This window comes from Legionella sp. 39-23 (genome assembly GCF_001897665.1).
Lineage (GTDB): Bacteria > Pseudomonadota > Gammaproteobacteria > Legionellales > Legionellaceae > Legionella > Legionella steelei.
The window spans coordinates 26,616-45,875 of the sequence record NZ_MKTO01000025.1; the positions used below are offsets into that span (position 1 = coordinate 26,616).

The following is a 19,260-nucleotide window of genomic DNA, read 5'->3' on the forward strand; positions in this document are numbered from 1 at the left end:
TACCTCCTAACGCATATTAATAATTGTTTGTGTGATTGCGTCCCCAGCACGAATTGACTGTGCATTCGCTTGGAAATCGCGTTGTGCACTAATCAAATCAACTAATTCACTGGTTAAATCCACATTTGACTGCTCCAACATGCCTGATTTAATAGCGCCTAATCCGCCTGTTGTACCAACACCGATTAACGGCTGACCTGAGGCTGAGGTTTGAGCCCAGCAAACATTTCCTACGTTTTGTAGGCCTGAAGGATCAGCAAAATTTGCTAATTGAATTTGCCCCATAGCCATAGATTGACCATTGGTATATATACCTAGAATAAGACCGCTATCATCAATGTTTAAGCTAGCCAAACTTCCAGTTGTATAACCATTTGATGAGGTAGATTGAACAGCAAATGGGCTCCCAAACTGAGTACTGTCTGTTAAGTCAATATTCAGACTTAAAGGATCAGCACCATTGTTTAAGTTCAGTGATAATGGAATCAAATTATTCGTTAGTGGCGAAGCGCCAGGACCAGCTACGCTCACAAACGTACCATCAGTATTAAAGTTCATCTCAAACAGATTCGAGCTGTTATCAGAACCCGCATTTGGTGGAACATTTTGATTATCGATTTGGAATGCCACATACCATTGATTATCTGTACCTGCAGGTGTTGAAGCATTAGGTTGTCCCGATGTTGCAGCAGGATTCGCTTTAATAAAATACATGCTCAACACATGAGAATTGCCTAAGCTATCATAAATAGTCAAAGAGGTTGGATTATTATAGGAGCTACTAAGTGGTGCAGATCCGCCAGTCCAGTCAACTGCAGGAGGTGTGCTTTGCGAATTTAAATTAACTCCAGTTGTCACCGTGGTACTTGCTTGTGGGCTAATATTCGCGGTATTTATCTGTAAGTTTCCTGAAGTACCAGTAATATTTCCTTTACCGTCGGAAAGCAAACCAGTAAGGTATTGTCCATTAGAATTGGTAATATAATTTTGGTTATTCAATGTAAACTCACCAGCTCGTGTATAGACTGCACCACCACCTGGATTGTTTAAAATAAAAAATCCTGAACCATTCACTGCCAGATCGAGACTGTTTGTACTATTGGCTAAATTTCCTGATGCGAAAGATTGCTGCACCGAAGTTAACATCACCCCGCCACCAATAGATGTACTACCCGCACCGAAGCTACCATAACCACCAAAGGCGTAGATATCACCAAACTCTGCACGAGAACCTTTAAAGCCAACTGTAGAAGAGTTAGCAATATTATTACCTATAACGTCCAAATTACTCGTTGATGCTTGAAGTCCACTTAACGCTGCGTCAAAAATCATATTAGCCTCCTGCTCTTAAACTGATATTTGTCTTACCTGATCCAAGGATATTGGTCCAACTCCCGCTACATTTAATTTTAAGCCCTCGCCATTTTGACCAAGACTTACACTATCAACGTTTGCAGAGGTCATTGTTTTTAAAGACACCTCTTTTCCTCCATAAACTGCATGAACCTCAACTTTATATTTACCTTCTTTCACTCGATTATTATCTCCCCCAGTGCCATCCCAACCGAATTGAAAAAATCCAGGGGCAGGTTGACCTAAAGGAATTGTTTTTATAAGTTCCCCAGAATCTGAATAAATAGACGCATTCAAATTGCTGAGGCCTGGTGGAATATCCACGGCAGCCTTTGTATCTCCCTCTGTGCCTAATTGCAGAGAGTTACTATTCACCAAAACCTTACGACCAACCAAGGCCGAAGCTTGCAAAGCCTGATTTGATTGTAAAGAAGTTGCCATCTGCTGCAATGACTCTTGCATTTTAGTAACACCATCATTGGTACTAAACTGAGCCAACTGAGATAAAAACTCACCATTCACCTGGGGTTGCATAGGATCCTGGTTTTGAATTTGGGCCACCATTAAGCGTAGAAAATCCTGTTGCCCCAAACTTTTCTTTGCAGGTGAATCGATTGGATTTTGCGGCAGATTAGCTGTGTTAGCTCCATTAACCGGATTCGTTGTCATTCCCTTCTCTCCCTTTATTCACCCAGCTGTAAGGTGCGTTGCATGAGTTGTTTTGTTGTACCAAGCAATTCAACATCCATTTGATATGATCTTGATGCAGAAATTACGTTTGCCATTTCTTCAACATAATTTACATTCGGTGTATAAACAAATCCTTGTTTATCCGCTAAGGGATTATCAGGTGCATAACGCTTTATAGGATCTGAAGTAGTCTCATAAGTACCTTGAAGCTGAACACCTCCTGATAGTTGCTCACCCATCCATTGATTCGCGTGTTCCTGAACTGCTTTAAAAACAGGATACTTTGCTTTATATACCTCATTAGCATTACCTGACTCTACATTAGCATTACTCATATTCTCAGCGCTATTCGTTAAACGCGCTGTTTCAGCAGTTAATGCTGAACCTGCAATATTAAAAATGGCGCTTAATGACATGATTATTCTCCTTTCATCGCAAGCATCATGGTCTTGATTTTATTATCAAGAAAACTCAGACTAGCCTGGTAGTTTAGTGAGTTATGTGCAAATTCTGTGGTTTCTAAATCTTTATCCACGGTGTTTCCATCTAAAGCCATTTGCGACGTCACTCGATATTTCAAATTCGCTGAAAAATCAGCATTTGTATTAATATGATTAGGAGAGGTAACCTCCATCTTTTGCGCACCACCAGCCATGCTGGCTGCTAAAAATTCATTAAAATCGATATCTTGGGCTTTATAATTGGGGGTGTTGGCATTGGCCAAATTATTTGCTAACTGCGACGCTCTGTGATCACGCGCAACGAGTGCTTTAGCATGTATTCCGAAATATGTATCAAGATCTAACGCCATATTTGCCCCTTTCATAATAAGTACAACTAGAAAAGCAAACATTGTGCCAATTTCAAATAAATGAGAAAATAAGTAGCTTACAAACAGGGGAACTTGAGCCATGACACAGAACAAAACCCTTCCTAAAAATGCGGTACAACAAGTAAAAACCTATCTGGTACAACTGCAAAATACAATTTGCTCCAGACTTGAAAATTTAGATGGCCACGCTCAATTTATCGAAGATATTTGGGAGCGCCCTGCTGGTGGTGGCGGAATTACACGCGTTTTGACACAAGGCTCTGTTTTTGCAAAAGCAGGTGTCAATTTTTCTCATGTATCTGGAGCCCTGCTTCCTGCTTCGGCCAGCGCACACCGCCCTGAATTAGCAGGTAGAAATTTTACTGCACTTGGTGTTTCCTTAGTCATTCACCCAGAGAATCCCTATGTACCGACCTCGCATGCAAATGTCCGGTTTTTCCTTGCAGAAAAAGAAGGGGCTGACCCAGTTTGGTGGTTTGGCGGTGGATTTGATCTAACACCTTATTATGGATTTGAAGAAGATTGTACGCATTGGCATCAAACTGCACTACACGCCTGTCAACCTTTTGGCCTTGAGATTTACCCTAAATTCAAACGATGGTGTGATGATTACTTTTTTATTAAACATCGAAATGAAGCTCGTGGAATTGGTGGCTTATTTTTTGACGATTATAATGAAATAAGTTTTGATCATAGTTTTGCTTTGATGCAAAGCATAGGCAATCACTTTATAGAGGCTTATGCACCAATAGTGTCCCGTCGTAAATCCCATCCCTTTGGAGAAAGAGAAAAAGCCTTTCAAAATTACCGCAGAGGACGCTATGTAGAATTCAATCTCGTCTATGATCGTGGCACCTTATTCGGCTTACAATCAAACGGCAGAACTGAATCTATTTTAATGTCCCTCCCCCCTGAAGTCACCTGGGCATACAATTGGCAGCCTGACGCACAGAGCGCGGAGGCGAAACTTTATACTGATTTTCTGCCAGCACGTGATTGGGTTGATATCGATATTGTCTAACATTGTAGCCTGGGTGCAGCGCAGCGGCACCCAGGGTCGATAATACCTCATTTTCCGGGTTCCGCTGCGCTGCACCCAGGCTATAATAGACTAACGACTCATTATTTTTCTGGTAAGGCCACTTTCTTTAAGTAAATTCGAGCAAGTATTGCTGCAATCGCATTTAATATACTTAAAATTAAAAATATTTGTGGAATTGCCGCACTAAAGTGTAATAAGCCAATAACCATAAACGTACCTACAACCATAAATAAGGCATTATAAATATTATTGGCTGCAATAACTTGTGCTCTAGAATGAGGTGGGCTCATAATCTGTAAATAAGTATATAAAGGAACAAGAAATAGGCCAGAGCTAAACGCCAACATAAATAAATCAAAAGCAATGCGCCAATGGTTAAAACGAGTGAAAAAAGTAATTAAAGAAAATAAGGTATCTTGTTCTGTTACCTCTGGCGTAGCCCAATACAAATCCATTGAAAAGCAAGTAAAAGCAAACATGGCCCAAGGAACCATTGGAAGATTAATCCGTCCTTGAAAAATAAAATTCACAGTCACAGAACCGAATGCAATACCAATTGAAAACAATGCCAGAAATAGTGCAAAAACCGTATTGTTGGCGCCTAAAACATAATTCGTATAGTCAGGCAGCTTGGTCAGAATTACTGTCCCCAACAACCAAAACCAAGATAAAATTAAAATAGATAATAAAATACCGAAATGATCTGTAACCAGTTTTAACATTTTATAAGTAACACGCCAAATCTGAAGGTCAATCTTAATATCTTTAGATGCAGAAGGAGCCCTTGGTATAAACAGGCTTGAAGTAAATCCAACAAGGGCAATAATCACAGTTAAAAATACTGCTATATAAGGCCTGTGATTGTTTGCACCAATGGACAAGCTGCCCATAGTGGTTCCTAATAAAATAGCAATAAATGTACTTGCATCAATTAAACCCGTAGCACCTAACAAATCTTTCTTTTGTAAATGATCGGGTAGAATGGCATATTTTATTGGTCCAAAAAATGTTGAGTGAACCCCTAGACCAGTCAATGTCATCATCATTAGAAAAATGTTGCCTAGATACAGAGAAAAGCTACCAATAATCATTAAAAATACTTCTAATACCTTAATCACGCGCGTCATTAACGCTTTATCGTATTTATCCGCCAGTTGCCCGGCAGTAGCTGAAAGAAGAAAAAAAGGTGTTATGAATAAAGCACCTGCTATTGCTTGATAAAACTCAGATTGGGCTTGGTCATGTGTTAAGTGGTAGCTAATTAAAGTGAGCATCGCTAATTTGAATGCATTATCGTTAAAAGCGCCAAAAAATTGGGTAAGAAAAAAAGGCAAAAAAATTCGTTTTTTCAAAAGGTAAAAAACACCAGCGCCCATCAGCATCAACTCCATAGGTTAAGCAATAACCGTTCATTATATCCACCAAAAGGTGAATACTACACTGAACGGTTATTTAATTCTGCATCTATGGTATCAATAAACAACTTGCAAGCTCGAACGGCTTGTTTTTAATGCCGAGGGAGGTAGATGATTATGTTTTAATATTAAGTCTTCAAGATTATCATGAGTCTCAGCTTCACGTACAAGCTGGGACAGGCCCGTTGCTGAGATATTATTATCTGATAAATCAACATATTTTAAATTATTATTTGATTTCAATGATTGTGCAATAAGCTCAGCTCCTGCATCACCAATTTTGTTACTTCTGACATTCAAATGTGTCAAAGATGGTGATTCGGTAATCATCACGGCGATTTCTTCAGCGCATCGTTCATTCAAGTTGTTATATGAAATATCCAAAATATTTAATGAAGAATGTTGTGACACAAAGTGACGTAATGTTTTCATTCCTTCCAAACCAAAATCATTACAACTTAATACCAACTCATTCAATTCCATATTTGTATCTAGAGCATCTAATAAACGTTGTATACCAATATCTCGTAACCAATTTAAAGATAGATCCAAAACAGCCAGTTTTTTATTGTTTAGAAACGAGAAAAAATCAGGAGAAATTTTGTCTCCAATCCAATTATCAATCAACTTAATTGTATTGAGCTCATCACTGGACAAAGAGTCAAACAAATAGCTAATGCAATCTGTATCAATATGATTGGCATAAAAAGAAATCTCATTCACTTTTGATGATAATTTTAAGATATCATGCAATGCAATATAATCTTTATCATTCAAGTGAGAGTGATCCACACTAATCTTTTTGATTGATTTGCATTGTTTTGAGCCTTTTGACTGTAGGTACTTCTGAAGGTGAGGAATCGCCAAATGGTGTTGTAATTGAAAAAGCTCTATCGCCTCTAACGTTCCATGATCATGTTTCAGTCTAATCGTCATATTACATCCTTTGTAAATTGAATCGTTATTTAAGTGTAGATGATATTTTCCTTTTGGATGTAATAACTTGGAGAAAGAATTTCTCTTTTTCTTTCAAAGTGAAAGGTGTCTTATCCCATGCTAGGAAAAAGAAATTTCTTTAATTTAGTGAAAAAAGCCTTCTCCCGTTTAGGGAGAAGGTGCCCACCAAAGCGGATGAGGATATTTATCAAATTTGCGCAACCAAGCGAGTCAGTACATTTCCTGGTCCCACTTCGATGAACACTGTTTCCCCTTTATTTTTCAAATAACGGATTGTTTCAGTCCAGCGAACAGGATGAGTAATTTGCTTCACTAAATTATCTTTAATTAAAGTGTCACTATAAAGTTCGGCTGTAACATTAGCGATTACTTTTGATTGAAGTGGTGAAAACTGAAATGGAGTAATAAATTTTGCGAACTCATCAGCTGCTGATTGCATATAACGTGAATGAAAAGCCCCACTGACTTTTAAAGGCACACACATCAACGCTTCACTGGCAAGTAGCTCATTAGCCTTAGCAATATCTGTAGCAAGTCCTGAAAGAACAATTTGTTTCGGTGAGTTAAAATTGGCAAAATCTACGGAATCTAAGCCATTGGCTTTCAATAAAAATTTAATTCGCTCTTCAGTCAAATTAATTACGGCGAGCATTCCACCACCACTGGCTTGTGCCATCAACTCACCACGCTTTTGCACCAGTTTTAACCCCGTAACAAAATCGAAAACCCCTGCAGCAAATAAAGCAGCGTATTCTCCGAGACTATGTCCTATAAGGTATTGTGGTGTGGGTTCTTCCGCAGCTCTGGCTAGAAAAGAAAGGGCTTCAATAACATATAATGCAGGTTGAGTGTACTCTGTATTGCTCAATTGCTGTTTTGAATCGTCTAAGCATAATTCTTTAATGGAATATCCTAGAACCTCATCAGCTTGTTTTATTTGATCTGGAAAATGTGAAAATAACTCAATTCCCATTCCTTTTGCCTGAGAGCCTTGCCCAGGAAACATATAGATAGTCATAGATCTCCTTTTCTAACATGAATATTCCAAACACCACTCATGATAAATAGAACCCAATATAAAGTCATTAAATAAATTGACTTAATAAATAATGCTTTTAAATCATGGAAATGATTCATCTCGATTGTTTGTTTATTCTAAATAAATAATGTTTCGCCAAAGAATTGACAGGATCAATTTTAGGATGAAGAAAATCCCCCTGTATATCTCGAATCATACCAATTTTTTCCATAACACGTTGGGAACGTAAATTATCAGGTACTGTAAATGCAACTATTTCTTTTAATTTTAAAGTGTCAAAAGCGTAATTCAAAACCGCTTGTGCTCCCTCAGTTGCATATCCCCTGCCCCAAAAAGAAAATGCCAAACGCCAACCGATTTCCACACAAGGTGTGAAATGTGCCTCCCAAACAGGACGGTTTAAACCAATAAAACCCATGAATTGCTGTGAGTTTTTTTCTTCTACAGCCCATAAAGTATAATTTTCCGCAGCAAGTTGAGTATTCATTCGTTCTATAAATGATGTAACCATATCCATAGTCCATAGATTAGGGATAAACTCCATTACCTGAGAGTCTTGATTCATAGAAAAAAATGGAGCGATATCCTCATCGCTCCATGCTCTTAACAAGAGCCTCTTGGTCTCTATAGTTTTCATGGCAAATAAATTGTACCTTGTAAATAAAGATGGCTCGTTCCATAAAGAAAAACACGTCCTTCTTTTACTTCACACTGCAATTGCCCCTGACGTTTACCACCTTGCATCGCTTTGATATGTGATTTATTCAATTGTCCACACCAATAAGGTGCAATAACGCAATGTGCAGAGCCAGTCACAGGATCTTCAGGGACATTACATCCGGGATAAAAACATCGCGAATAAACATCCGTATTTTTACCTGGGGCAGTTAAGATTAAACCTCGATAATCCAAGCAAGCTACCGCATCCAAATCTGGTTCAGCTTCTTGCACATCGCGTTCATTCTCATAAACAAACATTAAATCAAATTGACTTTTAAAGACTTTGTGAGGTTTTTTTAAATTTAATTGTTGCAGCTCCGCTGAAAATTCAATTGGATGATAAGGTAACTCTGGAAAGTCCATCATTAATCCACTTCCATGCCTGCGTACAATAAGCATACCGCTTTTGGAATTAAATTTTATTTCGTCATCCTTAAACCCTAAGTGTTCAAAAATAACATATGCACTAGCAAGCGTTGCATGACCACATAATGCAACCTCTTCATTCGGTGTGAACCATCTTATATAAAATCCATTACCTTCAGGAACAAAAAAGGCAGTTTCAGATAAATTGTTTTCTAAAGCAATTTGTTGCATTTCTTTTTCAGTGAGCCAGTTATCTAAAGGACAAACTGCTGCTGGATTACCTTCAAAAAGAGCCGAAGCAAATGCATCCACTTGATACATAGGTACACTTTTCATATACACACCTCTTAAAGCAATGATTAAATCACACGAAAGGTATATATGAAGACATTTTTAGAGAATTCAAGAGTTTTTATTCAGTTCTTTTGGGATGAATTTTTAGACGAAAAAACCTACTGATTAGCACCACATCCTTATGATTATAAATTCAGGCTTAGCAATAACACTGTGCCAGAAAAATAATTCTCAGATTGCAGCTATAACCAAAATTTCGATTGCATGAGAAGCAAACCCGGGTTGCAGATAAATCTTTAGCCCAGGTTAAACTTAACACGCAGCGATAGCTGAGAATGTTTGACTCGTTACTTTACTTATTCAGTAATAATTGTAACGTCTTGTGCTTTTAGTCCTTTTGGTCCTTTATCAAGCACAAAAGAAACTGGATCATTTTCATGAAGGGTTTTAAATCCAACACCTTGGATATCTTTATAATGAACAAAAATATCATCACCATTTTCATTAATGATAAATCCAAATCCTTTTTTCTCATTGAACCATTTCACATGGCCCGTTTCTCTTTGCGACATTAGCTATCCCCTTTGTCTTAAGCTTTTACTATCCAACTATTACAGATGTTTATTTTCAGTGTAAAAAATATTCATGATTAAAACACTGAGTTATAATAAACATTTACTTATGTAAGAAATAATTCCTACATATAGATTAGCATAGCAGTTTTTTATTGATTGTTAAGGATTTTTTGAAAAAAAAATCATGATATTTACACTTTTTTTTCTACTGGAAATACACAATGAATCAGATGAAATCAGCTTTTATAAAATTAGCACTTGATTGCCAAGTATTAAAATTTGGTGAGTTTACTTTAAAGTCTGGCCGAATCAGCCCTTATTTTTTTAATGCAGGGTTATTTTATCAAGGCAGCGCGTTACAACAATTGGGGCATTTTTATGCAAAAACCTTAATGAATGAGCAAGCTCAGTTTGAACATTTATTTGGTCCAGCCTATAAAGGTTTACCGCTTGCCACTGCTACAGCTGTGGCTTTAGCCGAATTAGGTCAAGAAACTACGGTTACGTTTAATCGTAAAGAAGTAAAAGATCATGGTGAAGGAGGTCAATTAATTGGTGCCCCATTAACTGGGAAAACCATCATTGTTGATGATGTCATCACTGCAGGAACTGCTTTTAGAGAATCACAGACTTTAATTAAAGAAAATGGCGGGCAATTAACTGGAGTTATTATTGCACTTGATCGCTGCGAACGTGGATTATCTAAAGAATCAACATTGACTGAAATTAAAGCTCAAGGTATTGCCGTTTACTCAATTATTACCTTATTCGATTTAATTGACTATTTAAAAAGTACCAATCAAAACGAGCAAGTCAAACAGCTTGAAGCATATCAAGCTGTTTATGGGTGCTAATATATAAAATTTAATAACTCCTCCAACAATATTTCCCTTCCTAGCCTGGGTATAGCATAGCGAAACCCGGGTTCAAAAATCACTCATGTTAAGAAACCCCGGGTTCCACTGCGCTCAGGCTACAACCATATTTTTTTCAACACTATAAATGTTGCTCTCATCCTTTTATTGACAGTATTTAAAACAAACAGTATTATTGAGTTAATGTTCTATCACGCTAATACATTAACATGAAAACACATACGACAATAAAACATTCTGCACTCCCTGATTTAATGCATGCCATTAGCATGCTTGAAAACAAAGAAGAGGCATTACAATTTTTTACTGATCTATGCACTCCGGCAGAGTTGGAGGCCATGGCAGATCGTTGGCAAGTTGTTCCTTTATTGCGACAAGGCATCCCCTATCGCACCATTCATGAACAAACGGGGGTCAGTGTAACCACAATAACCCGTGTGGCACGCTGTTTGAGTTTTGGTACAGGCGGTTATGAATTAATCGCGAAACGATTGGAGTTACCGTGAAAGATCGCTTACGTTTAGCCTTACAGAAAAAGGGGCGTCTATCTGAAGAATCATTAAGTCTTTTACAACGATGCGGTTTAAAATTTCGCATTAAACCAAATAGCCTACTCACTCATGTTGATAACTTCCCTATTGATCTACTTTTTGTACGTGATGATGACATACCTACTTTGGTATTCGATGGTTTATGTGATGGTGGAATTGTTGGTGAAAACGTCTTATTAGAAGCATCTCTTGCCAATCCAAGAAAATCATACAAAATTTCAGCAGCATTAGGTACTTGTACTTGTCGCCTATCCATAGCAGTTCCTGAATCCACCGATTATCGTGGCCCAGGCAGCCTAGATGGAAAACGCATTGCAACCAGTTATCCTAATTTACTGAATCAATATTTGCGTGATAAAAAAATATGTGCAGAAAGTCTTGTATTATCAGGTTCAATTGAAGTTGCCCCACGAATGGGCATGGCCGATGCCATTTGTGATCTGGTTTCAAGTGGTCAAACCTTGGAAGACAATAAGCTCTATGAAGTCGATACCGTACTCTCAAGCCAAGCAGTATTGATCCAAAGTGATCAAAAAGCCCCCGCTATATTTCAAGATTTATTTGACATGCTTTCTCGAAGAATTCAATCGGTACAACAAGCACAAGAAAGAAAATACATTGTTTTTCATGCCCCTAAATCAGCCTTAGAAGCAATTGCTGAAAAGCTACCTGGTGCTGAGTCACCAACCATTCTGCCTTTACCAGGAAATATAAATAAAGTGGCGGTGCATGTTGTATCCAGTGAACGTGTATTTTGGAACACTTTAGAAACCATTCAAACCCTTGGAGCCAGTTCTATATTGGTTTTACCTATAGAAAAGATGTTGGAGTAATATGATGTTATCGATTAAAAATTGGCAATCCCTATCTCAATCTGAAAAAAAACAATGCCTTACTCGCCCTTTGCAAACATCATCAAAAAGTAAAGTGCAAGAGATTATTAAACAGGTGCGAGCATTTGGAGATCATGCATTATTTGCCCTAACAGAGCAGTTTGATGGTGCTCGTTTGGAAAGCCTGCAAATTCCCCAACGAAAAATTGAGAATGCCAGTATTAGTAAAAAATCACTTACGGCCATCACTGAGGCCATCAAAACGATCACGCTCTATCACCAGGCTCTTTTACCTGAAAATAAAAACATTTGTACTACTAAAGGCGTCAATATTCTCACTACTTATAGACCAATTCAACGAGTGGGGTTGTATATACCAGGTGGTAACAAAACCCCGTTAGTTTCTTCATTATTAATGCAAGCTGTACCTGCACTCGTGGCAGGATGTCCTATAAAAATATTATGTACACCACCTGATGCATTAGGTTCAATCAATGAGCATCTGCTTGTAGCAGCACGATTATGTGGCATAGACACCATTTATTCGCTTGGAGGTGCACAAGCAATCGCTGCTATGGCTTATGGCACAGAAACAGTTGCAAAGGTAGATAAAATTTTTGGCCCAGGCAACAGTTATGTTACAGAAGCCAAAACATTAGTTGCCTCAGATCCATGCGGTGCGGCTATAGATATGCCTGCAGGCCCTTCCGAGGTCATGATCATTGCAGATAATCAAGCGAATCCTGCATTTGTAGCTGCTGATTTGCTCGCGCAAGCAGAACACGGCACCGATTCTCAAGTCATTTTGATTTGTGACACGCTTCAATTTGCAGAGCAAGTAAATCAACAACTACACATTCAATTTAATACATTAGCAAGAACACAAATAATCAAACAATCATTGGCAAACAGTATGATTATTGTATGTACTGAAAAAACTGTGCAATTAAACATAGTTAATTCCTATGCTCCGGAACATTTAATTATCAATCGAGAAAATGCTGAATCATGGGTCGACGAAATCAATTCCGTTGGAACCATATTTCTTGGAGCTTGGGCCGCCGAAACGCTGGGGGATTATGTAACCGGATCGAATCATGTACTGCCAACCCATGGTTTTGCCAGAAATCATAATGGACTCAGTACACTCGATTTTTTAACCTGTTTTAATGTGCAATCGATTAACAAAGAAGGCATTAGAACCATAGGGGCTTCCGCAATGACTCTGGCACAGATAGAAGGATTGGATGCTCATGCACAAGCGGTGCAAATTAGACTAGACGCACTGGAGGTTTAAATGTCAGCACTTAACTTAATACGCTCTGAATTATTAAAAAACGAATCCTATGTGCTAGGTAGTTCATCAATCAAACACAGATTACACGCCAATGAACTTCCTTGGTCTGCATTATGCACAGATATTGACTTAAATTTTTATCCAGAAAAAAGTCTAACGGACCAGTTGCAAGAACAATTGGCGAATCGCTATCAAGTTGAGGCCAATCAAATGGTACTCACGCGAGGCTCTGATGATGGTATTGACTTAATCACCCGTTTATTTTTAAGTGCAGGTCAAGACGCATGTATGCAATTTCCACCGACCTTTTCCATGTATTCTTTTTATGCATCATTACAAGATGCCCAGCTGATTGAGTGTCCTTTAGACCCTAATCGTCAGTTTCAAATCTCAGTAGAAGACATTCGAAGTAAGTGGCAAAAAAATTGTAAGCTTATTTTTCTGTGCAATCCGAATAATCCAACTGCCAACTTAATCGATCTGAACTTTATCGCTCAACTGTGCCATGAATATAAAAATCGTTCCATCATCGTTGTTGATGAAGCCTATATCGAGTTTACTCAGGCACAAAGTACAAGTCGTTTCATTTCTGAGTTCGATAATTTAATTGTTTTACGTACTCTGTCAAAAGCCTATGGTCTTGCTAACCTGCGCTTGGGAATTATCTTGGCTCAAAAACAGATAATCCAAGCTTTTAATAAAATTATGCCTCCCTTCCCTCTTTCCAGTGTCGTGATTGATTTAGCCCTACGTGCACTGAAGCAATCCGAGTGGTTTCTACACGCAATGAAGAGGATTAAAGAGTCTCGAGAAAAATTAATGGTCGAATTGCAACTCAGCTCGGTAATTGAGAAAGTCTATCCAACAGAAACAAACTTTATTCTTGTTAAAACAAAATATGCGACGAGATTACTCTCTTTGCTTACCAAGCAAGGCATGCTACTCAAAAGTTTTCCGCCTAATTCATTGTTGCATGATCATATACGAATCACTGTAGGTGATGATTCACAAAATCAGCTTTTGCTGGATGCGCTCTCTTCTTTTCAAAATAATGATTTAGGATATTAAAATGCAAAAAATATTATTTATTGACCGTGATGGCACCTTAATTGAAGAACCTTTTGATTTTCAAGTAGACTCGTTGGATAAAATTAAACTTACTACAGCAGTTATTCCTGCATTACTGCAATTACAAAATGAAGGGTTTCGTTTTGTTATGGTAAGCAACCAAAATGGTGTGGGTACCCCTGCTTTTCCTGAAGATGATTTTATGATTTGTCATGAGTTTACTCTGGATCTTTTTTCTTCACAGGGGATATTCTTTGATGAAATTTTTATTTGCCCACACATGCCTGAAGACAACTGTTCCTGTAGAAAACCTAAAACAGGATTGGTTGATCAGTTCCTAAAAGAAAGAACAATTGATAAGTCATATTCCTGGGTTATTGGTGACAGGGACACAGACCGGCAATTGGCTGACAATCTGGGCATCCAATTCTTACCCGTATCTAAAGAGCATGGATGGAATCAAATTACCCAAACTATTCTTAATCACAAACGTACTGCGGTGATACACAGAAAGACCAAAGAAACTGAAATTAAGTTAAGCCTGACATTGGATACAGATCAAAGCAGCGCAATCGATACCCCATTGCCATTTTTTAATCATATGCTCGAGCAAGTCGCCAAACATGGTGGTTTTAACCTCGAACTATATGCCAGAGGCGATGTCGAAGTTGATGATCACCATTTAATAGAAGATACAGCCATTGCTTTAGGTGAGGGTCTAAAAAAAGCACTTGGTGATAAATGGGGCATTAACCGTTATGGCTTTACTTTACCTATGGATGAAGCTTTAGCGTCTATAGCTATCGATATTAGTGGCAGAAGTTTTTGTGATTTTCAAGGTCAATTTACTCGAGAATTTGTTGGCGGTATGGCAACTGAGATGGTCCCTCATTTCTTTAACTCATTAGCGACTGCCCTTGCTGCAACGATTCATGTTGAAGTGAAAGGCCAAAATCACCACCACATGATTGAGGCATGTTTCAAATCATTGGGAAGAGCACTAGGTCAAGCTTGCATGAAAACAAATAAGGTCCTGCCATCAACCAAGGGGATATTATGATTGCTGTTATTGATGTCAGTGGAACCAACCTAACCTCTTTGGGTAATGCCTTAACGAGATTAGGGTTGAACTATCAGTTAACACACGACGCAAAAGAAATAAGTAAAGCAAGCCATGTGATACTCCCCGGAGTGGGTACTGCAGCTTATGGCATGAATGCTTTGCGCCAATATGATTTGGTCGATGTGATAACCTCGCTGGAACAACCACTGCTTGGTATTTGTCTTGGCATGCAATTATTGTTCGAAAGCAGTGAAGAATATGATGTTCGTTGCCTAGGAATGCTTCCAGGAAAAATACAACGGTTGCACCAGCAAGATGGTTATACAGTTCCTCACATGGGTTGGAACCAATTGCAATGGCGCACTGAGACATTTTTAAAACAAGGATTAGCTGAACAAGACTATGTTTATTTTGTTCATAGTTACGCCCTTGGGGAGAGTCAGTATGCTTTGGCTTATTGTGAATACAGTGAACCATTCACGGCCATTATTCAAAAAAATAATATTTGGGGTATGCAATTTCATCCGGAAAAATCGGCGGAAGTTGGAATGACCTTACTAAAAAATTTTTGTAACAATTAGACTATGGAGGCTGTATGATCCTTATCCCTGCAATCGACATTCAAGCAGGTCGTTGTGTGCGTTTACGCCAAGGACAATTTGACCAAGTCACTCAGTTCGATACACTACCCATAGAACGCGCTGCCTACTTCGCGCAATTAGGAGCGAAGCGTTTACATATCGTTGATTTGGACGGTGCACAAACAGGAACAATGCAACAATTACCTTTAATCTGTGCCATGCAAAACACAGGAATTCCTGTACAAGCTGGCGGTGGAGTTCGCTCTTTAGAACAAGCAATGCTATGTTTTTCATCCGGAATATCGAATCTGGTTATAGGCAGTATTGCCATTAGCAATCCCGAACTCACTGCACAGATTATTAACGTAATCAATCCGCAACACATTATTTTGGCTTTAGATGTGCGCATGCAAGAGAGAACCCCCATCCCCGCCATTCATGGCTGGCAAACAACAACTGATAGGAGTTTATGGGATGTTGTTTCTTATTACCAACAATTAGGAATTAAGCAAATACTCTGTACTGACATTGCTTGCGATGGAATGATGCAAGGACCCAATTTTGAACTTTATAAAGAGGCGATAGAACGCTTTCCACAAATTGCATGGCAAGCTTCAGGAGGCATCCGCAATACAGATGATATAAATCAATTGAATACATTAGGTGTAAGTGCGGCTATTTTGGGATTAACCCTATACCAAGGACACTTAGACCTAAAATCAATGTTACTGCAGATGTAACAGTTGTAGCCTGGGTGTAGCGAAGCGAAGCCCGAGGATATTTTGCCATCTTCCCAGGTGCAGCGAAGGGATCACGGATTATTAATGTGAGTACAAAATTATGTTGACCAAACGAATTATTCCATGTCTTGATGTACGCGATAATCAAGTAGTCAAGGGAGTCAAATTTCGCAATCATCGCGTTGTGGGAAATATTCTTGAGCTTGCGGCCGAATATTCTGCAGCAGGTGCCGATGAGCTTGTCTTTTATGACATTACTGCGAGCTCGGAGCAACGCTCAGTTTGCTCTGATTGGGTAAATCAGGTAGCAGGAACAATTAATATTCCTTTTACTGTAGCAGGTGGAATTCGCTCACTTAATCAGGCAAAATCGATATTAAATTCTGGAGCTGATAAAATATCCATAAATAGCCCAGCATTAGAAAATCCTGAATTAATCAATGAGTTAAGTCGGAATTTTGGAAGCCAATGTGTTGTAATAGGCATTGATAGTCAATGGATAGATGATGATTATTATGTCTACCAATACACTGGAGATGAGAAAAAAACACTTAATTCCAATCGCAAAACAAAAGAATGGATAAAGGAAGTACAAGACCGAGGAGCCGGAGAAATTGTATTAAATTGTATGCAAGCAGATGGTATACGCAAAGGATATGATTTAAATCAATTAAAACTGATGCGGTCTTTATGCCAGGTTCCATTAATTGCATCAGGAGGTGCCGGAGTACTGGATGACTTTACTAAAGTATTCATTGAGTCTCGTGTAGATGGAGCTTTAGCTGCCAGTATTTTTCATGACAAAATTTTAACAATAAACGATATAAAATTAGCACTAAAAAAACAAAAAATTGAGGTACGATTATGATTCATATGGAAATTAATTCTTTAGATTGGAAAAAAATGAATGGCTTATTACCAGCCATTGTCCAAAATGCAGAAAATGGCAGTGTATTAATGTTAGGTTATATGAACCAAGAGGCATTGATAGCGACACTCACCACTGGCCAATTAAATCTGTACAGCCGAAGCCGAAAACGTCTATGGCGTAAAGGAGAAAGTTCAGGTAATAGCATGTCCGTACAACATATTAGTGTTGATTGTGACAGTGATAGCCTTTTAATTCAGGTTTTACCTAAAGGACCAGCCTGTCATTTAGGTTATACGAGTTGCTTTCAACCAGAGCATAATACGAATTTAGGATTTATACATGAGCTCATTGAGCTGATCAATGAGCGAGCAGACTCAAAAAATGAACACAGTTATACAGTACAATTATTTGAATCTGGACTCTCTCGCTGCGCACAAAAAGTAGGTGAAGAAGCAGTAGAAACCGTAATTGCTGCAGTGAGTAATAACCGTGAAGAATTGGTTAATGAATGTGCCGACTTAATTTTCCACTTATTTGTTTTATTGAAAGCATGTGAATTAAGTTTTTACGATGTGTTGCAGTGTTTGCGCGACCGCGATCGAAGCACCCATACCTAGCCTTTGTAGCCTGGTTGCTTGCAACCGGGCTTGTATCTACACATGCTGGATGAGCTGGTTACAGCAATTTTAGATCTAAAAGAAGAAGGGCCATTTTAAGCGCGATACTTTTGAAAAACGGGAAATAGGTGGTTTAAAAATTCCTATACCGTAATCGTGCCACATCATAAATGGCAATTGGCGAATGAATTCCCTTAACTTTTACCCGAAGATGTCCATTAATCTCTATATCCTTTGCAACTTCCATGTAGGTGGATTCAGAGATCAATATCTGTCCTCCAAGACTTAGATCTTGAATTCGAGAGGATAAATTGACAGATGCTCCTATCGCACTATACTGCATTCGTTTCTTAGAACCTACATTTCCAACCACAGCAATTCCCGTATTAACTCCTATCCCCATCTCTATATGCGGTAAATTAATCTTACTATTGGATTGATTCAGTTTCTTTAACATCCGTTGCATTTCTAAAGCACAGGCTACTGCACGGAGTGAGTCATCCCCTGAAGAATAGGGCGCACCAAAAATAGCCATAATTGCATCACCAATAAATGCATCAACAATTCCTTGATATTTTTCTATAATAGGAACCATTTTACCGAAATATGTATTTAAAAGAGAAACAAGAGTTTCACCAGGAATGGATTCAGATAAAGGAGTAAAATTTCTTAAGTCGCAAAACATAATTGTTATTTTATTTTCATACCCGCCTAATTTTTGGTTAGGGGATTCAAGAAGTGTATTGACTACTTTATCAGACATATAAAAACTAAATACCTTACGAATTAACTTATTACGTACTTCAAGTTGGCTTTTTATTTTTTGCAATAAAAGATTCATCTTACGCAGGGTTAATTGATCCTTGGCTATATTGACTAAATTTAATAGAAGCTCCAACTGTTTTGAGTCGAGTTCGTTTGGAGAGGTATCAGCCAGGCAAAAAGTGCCGACATTATAGCCTTGGGGATCAGTCAAAGGAACGCCTGCATAAAACCGAATAAAAGGATCCTGTTGTACGAAAGGATTATTGGCAAAACGTTCATCAAGAAGCAAATCGTGAATAATTAATGGCTCATGTTTTTGTATTGTTACATTACAAAAAGAAAGACGTCGTGGTATTTGTTTTAATTTTAATCCTTGTCGCGCTTTAAACCATTGTCTTTCTTCATTAAGAAATGAGATAAAACAAATTGGGATATGAAATAAATCAATTGCAAGACGAACCAATCGTTCATAACTTTCTTCAGGGACTGTGTCCATAATCTTTAATGAGACTAGTGCATCAATTCTTTTCTGTTCTAACTCTTGAGAGGTTTTTATTTTTTTCGATTTTAATCCCATAATAATCTCGATCCTGAACCCTAAATAATTATAAGACAAATAACCCGCTTATCCTTTATATACTCATTATAGATTAAATATTAACCACAATTTTTTATATCAATCTTAATTAATGGTATTATCTGTCCGGTTCAATTCC

At 38.1% G+C, this 19,260-nt stretch carries 22 protein-coding genes; 11 read left to right on the forward strand and 11 right to left on the reverse strand.

Annotation, left to right across the window (positions count from 1 at the left end):
* Positions 1-6: 6 nt before the first annotated feature.
* Genes flgE through flgB form a run of 4 tightly spaced genes read right to left on the reverse strand, consistent with a single transcriptional unit; the run spans position 7 to position 2,854 of the window.
* Complete coding sequence (gene flgE, locus BGO44_RS09985; protein ID WP_273199541.1) at positions 7-1,332, reverse strand: flagellar hook protein FlgE; 1,326 nt, start codon at positions 1,330-1,332, stop codon at positions 7-9.
* 15 nt (positions 1,333-1,347) lie between these two features.
* Positions 1,348-2,022: a flagellar hook assembly protein FlgD gene (locus BGO44_RS09990; RefSeq protein ID WP_273199544.1), complete on the reverse strand. Its 675-nt coding sequence runs from the start codon at positions 2,020-2,022 to the stop codon at positions 1,348-1,350.
* 14 nt (positions 2,023-2,036) lie between these two features.
* Positions 2,037-2,459: a flagellar basal body rod protein FlgC gene (flgC, locus tag BGO44_RS09995; protein WP_058510080.1), complete on the reverse strand. Its 423-nt coding sequence runs from the start codon at positions 2,457-2,459 to the stop codon at positions 2,037-2,039.
* A gap of 2 nt (positions 2,460-2,461) precedes the next feature.
* Complete coding sequence (gene flgB / locus BGO44_RS10000; RefSeq protein WP_058511658.1) at positions 2,462-2,854, reverse strand: flagellar basal body rod protein FlgB; 393 nt, start codon at positions 2,852-2,854, stop codon at positions 2,462-2,464.
* 100 nt (positions 2,855-2,954) lie between these two features.
* Here flgB and hemF point away from each other — a divergent pair, with 100 nt between their 5' ends.
* Positions 2,955-3,896, forward strand: coding sequence for an oxygen-dependent coproporphyrinogen oxidase (hemF, locus tag BGO44_RS10005; RefSeq protein WP_273199549.1), 942 nt, complete (start codon positions 2,955-2,957; stop codon positions 3,894-3,896).
* A gap of 101 nt (positions 3,897-3,997) precedes the next feature.
* Here hemF and BGO44_RS10010 read toward each other — a convergent pair whose 3' ends face one another.
* From BGO44_RS10010 to BGO44_RS10035, 6 genes are all read right to left on the reverse strand, one after another.
* Positions 3,998-5,293: an MFS transporter gene (locus BGO44_RS10010; RefSeq protein ID WP_273199552.1), complete on the reverse strand. Its 1,296-nt coding sequence runs from the start codon at positions 5,291-5,293 to the stop codon at positions 3,998-4,000.
* A 96-nt stretch (positions 5,294-5,389) separates the two neighbouring features.
* Positions 5,390-6,268, reverse strand: a complete 879-nt coding sequence (locus BGO44_RS10015) for a leucine-rich repeat domain-containing protein (RefSeq protein WP_273199554.1) — start codon at positions 6,266-6,268, stop codon at positions 5,390-5,392.
* 208 nt (positions 6,269-6,476) lie between these two features.
* Positions 6,477-7,307, reverse strand: coding sequence for an ACP S-malonyltransferase (gene fabD, locus BGO44_RS10020; protein WP_058510076.1), 831 nt, complete (start codon positions 7,305-7,307; stop codon positions 6,477-6,479).
* 115 nt (positions 7,308-7,422) lie between these two features.
* Positions 7,423-7,965, reverse strand: a complete 543-nt coding sequence (locus BGO44_RS10025; RefSeq protein WP_286823132.1) for a GNAT family N-acetyltransferase — start codon at positions 7,963-7,965, stop codon at positions 7,423-7,425.
* A complete protein-coding gene (locus tag BGO44_RS10030; protein ID WP_273199558.1) occupies positions 7,962-8,750 on the reverse strand; it encodes a PhzF family phenazine biosynthesis protein in 789 nt (262 codons plus the stop codon). The genes BGO44_RS10025 and BGO44_RS10030 overlap by 4 nt, the downstream gene beginning before the upstream one ends.
* A gap of 314 nt (positions 8,751-9,064) precedes the next feature.
* Positions 9,065-9,280 (reverse strand): cold-shock protein, encoded by a 216-nt coding sequence (locus tag BGO44_RS10035; RefSeq protein WP_003631957.1) that lies wholly within the window; start codon positions 9,278-9,280, stop codon positions 9,065-9,067.
* Positions 9,281-9,504: 224 nt separating this feature from the next.
* Here BGO44_RS10035 and pyrE point away from each other — a divergent pair, with 224 nt between their 5' ends.
* The 10 genes from pyrE (at position 9,505) to hisIE (ending at position 17,779) form a co-directional block, all read left to right on the forward strand.
* Complete coding sequence (pyrE, locus tag BGO44_RS10040) at positions 9,505-10,137, forward strand: orotate phosphoribosyltransferase (RefSeq protein WP_058510074.1); 633 nt, start codon at positions 9,505-9,507, stop codon at positions 10,135-10,137.
* 230 nt (positions 10,138-10,367) lie between these two features.
* Complete coding sequence (locus BGO44_RS10045; protein WP_058510073.1) at positions 10,368-10,664, forward strand: YerC/YecD family TrpR-related protein; 297 nt, start codon at positions 10,368-10,370, stop codon at positions 10,662-10,664.
* Positions 10,661-11,542, forward strand: a complete 882-nt coding sequence (gene hisG / locus BGO44_RS10050) for an ATP phosphoribosyltransferase (protein ID WP_058510072.1) — start codon at positions 10,661-10,663, stop codon at positions 11,540-11,542. Before BGO44_RS10045 ends, hisG begins: the two co-directional genes overlap by 4 nt.
* A 4-nt stretch (positions 11,543-11,546) precedes the next feature.
* A complete protein-coding gene (gene hisD / locus BGO44_RS10055; protein WP_058511656.1) occupies positions 11,547-12,839 on the forward strand; it encodes a histidinol dehydrogenase in 1,293 nt (430 codons plus the stop codon).
* Positions 12,840-13,907, forward strand: a complete 1,068-nt coding sequence (gene hisC, locus BGO44_RS10060; protein ID WP_273199581.1) for a histidinol-phosphate transaminase — start codon at positions 12,840-12,842, stop codon at positions 13,905-13,907.
* A gap of 1 nt (position 13,908) precedes the next feature.
* The gene (hisB, locus tag BGO44_RS10065) at positions 13,909-14,967 is read left to right on the forward strand and encodes a bifunctional histidinol-phosphatase/imidazoleglycerol-phosphate dehydratase HisB (protein WP_058510070.1); all 1,059 of its coding nucleotides are present in this window, start codon (positions 13,909-13,911) and stop codon (positions 14,965-14,967) included.
* Entirely contained in the window at positions 14,964-15,551 is a 588-nt protein-coding gene (gene hisH / locus BGO44_RS10070) for an imidazole glycerol phosphate synthase subunit HisH (protein ID WP_273199586.1), read from the forward strand. The genes hisB and hisH overlap by 4 nt, the downstream gene beginning before the upstream one ends.
* 14 nt (positions 15,552-15,565) lie before the next feature.
* Positions 15,566-16,291 carry a 1-(5-phosphoribosyl)-5-[(5-phosphoribosylamino)methylideneamino]imidazole-4-carboxamide isomerase gene (locus BGO44_RS10075; protein ID WP_058510068.1) on the forward strand — a complete coding sequence of 242 codons (726 nt, stop codon included), beginning with the start codon at positions 15,566-15,568 and terminating at the stop codon, positions 16,289-16,291.
* A 100-nt stretch (positions 16,292-16,391) separates the two neighbouring features.
* Positions 16,392-17,159, forward strand: coding sequence for an imidazole glycerol phosphate synthase subunit HisF (hisF, locus tag BGO44_RS10080; protein WP_273199588.1), 768 nt, complete (start codon positions 16,392-16,394; stop codon positions 17,157-17,159).
* Entirely contained in the window at positions 17,156-17,779 is a 624-nt protein-coding gene (hisIE, locus tag BGO44_RS10085; RefSeq protein WP_273199591.1) for a bifunctional phosphoribosyl-AMP cyclohydrolase/phosphoribosyl-ATP diphosphatase HisIE, read from the forward strand. The genes hisF and hisIE overlap by 4 nt, the downstream gene beginning before the upstream one ends.
* A 133-nt stretch (positions 17,780-17,912) precedes the next feature.
* Here the strand turns inward: hisIE and BGO44_RS10090 are convergent, their stop codons facing one another.
* Positions 17,913-19,121 carry an adenylate/guanylate cyclase domain-containing protein gene (locus BGO44_RS10090; RefSeq protein WP_273199594.1) on the reverse strand — a complete coding sequence of 403 codons (1,209 nt, stop codon included), beginning with the start codon at positions 19,119-19,121 and terminating at the stop codon, positions 17,913-17,915.
* Between the last annotated feature and the right edge of the window lie 139 nt (positions 19,122-19,260).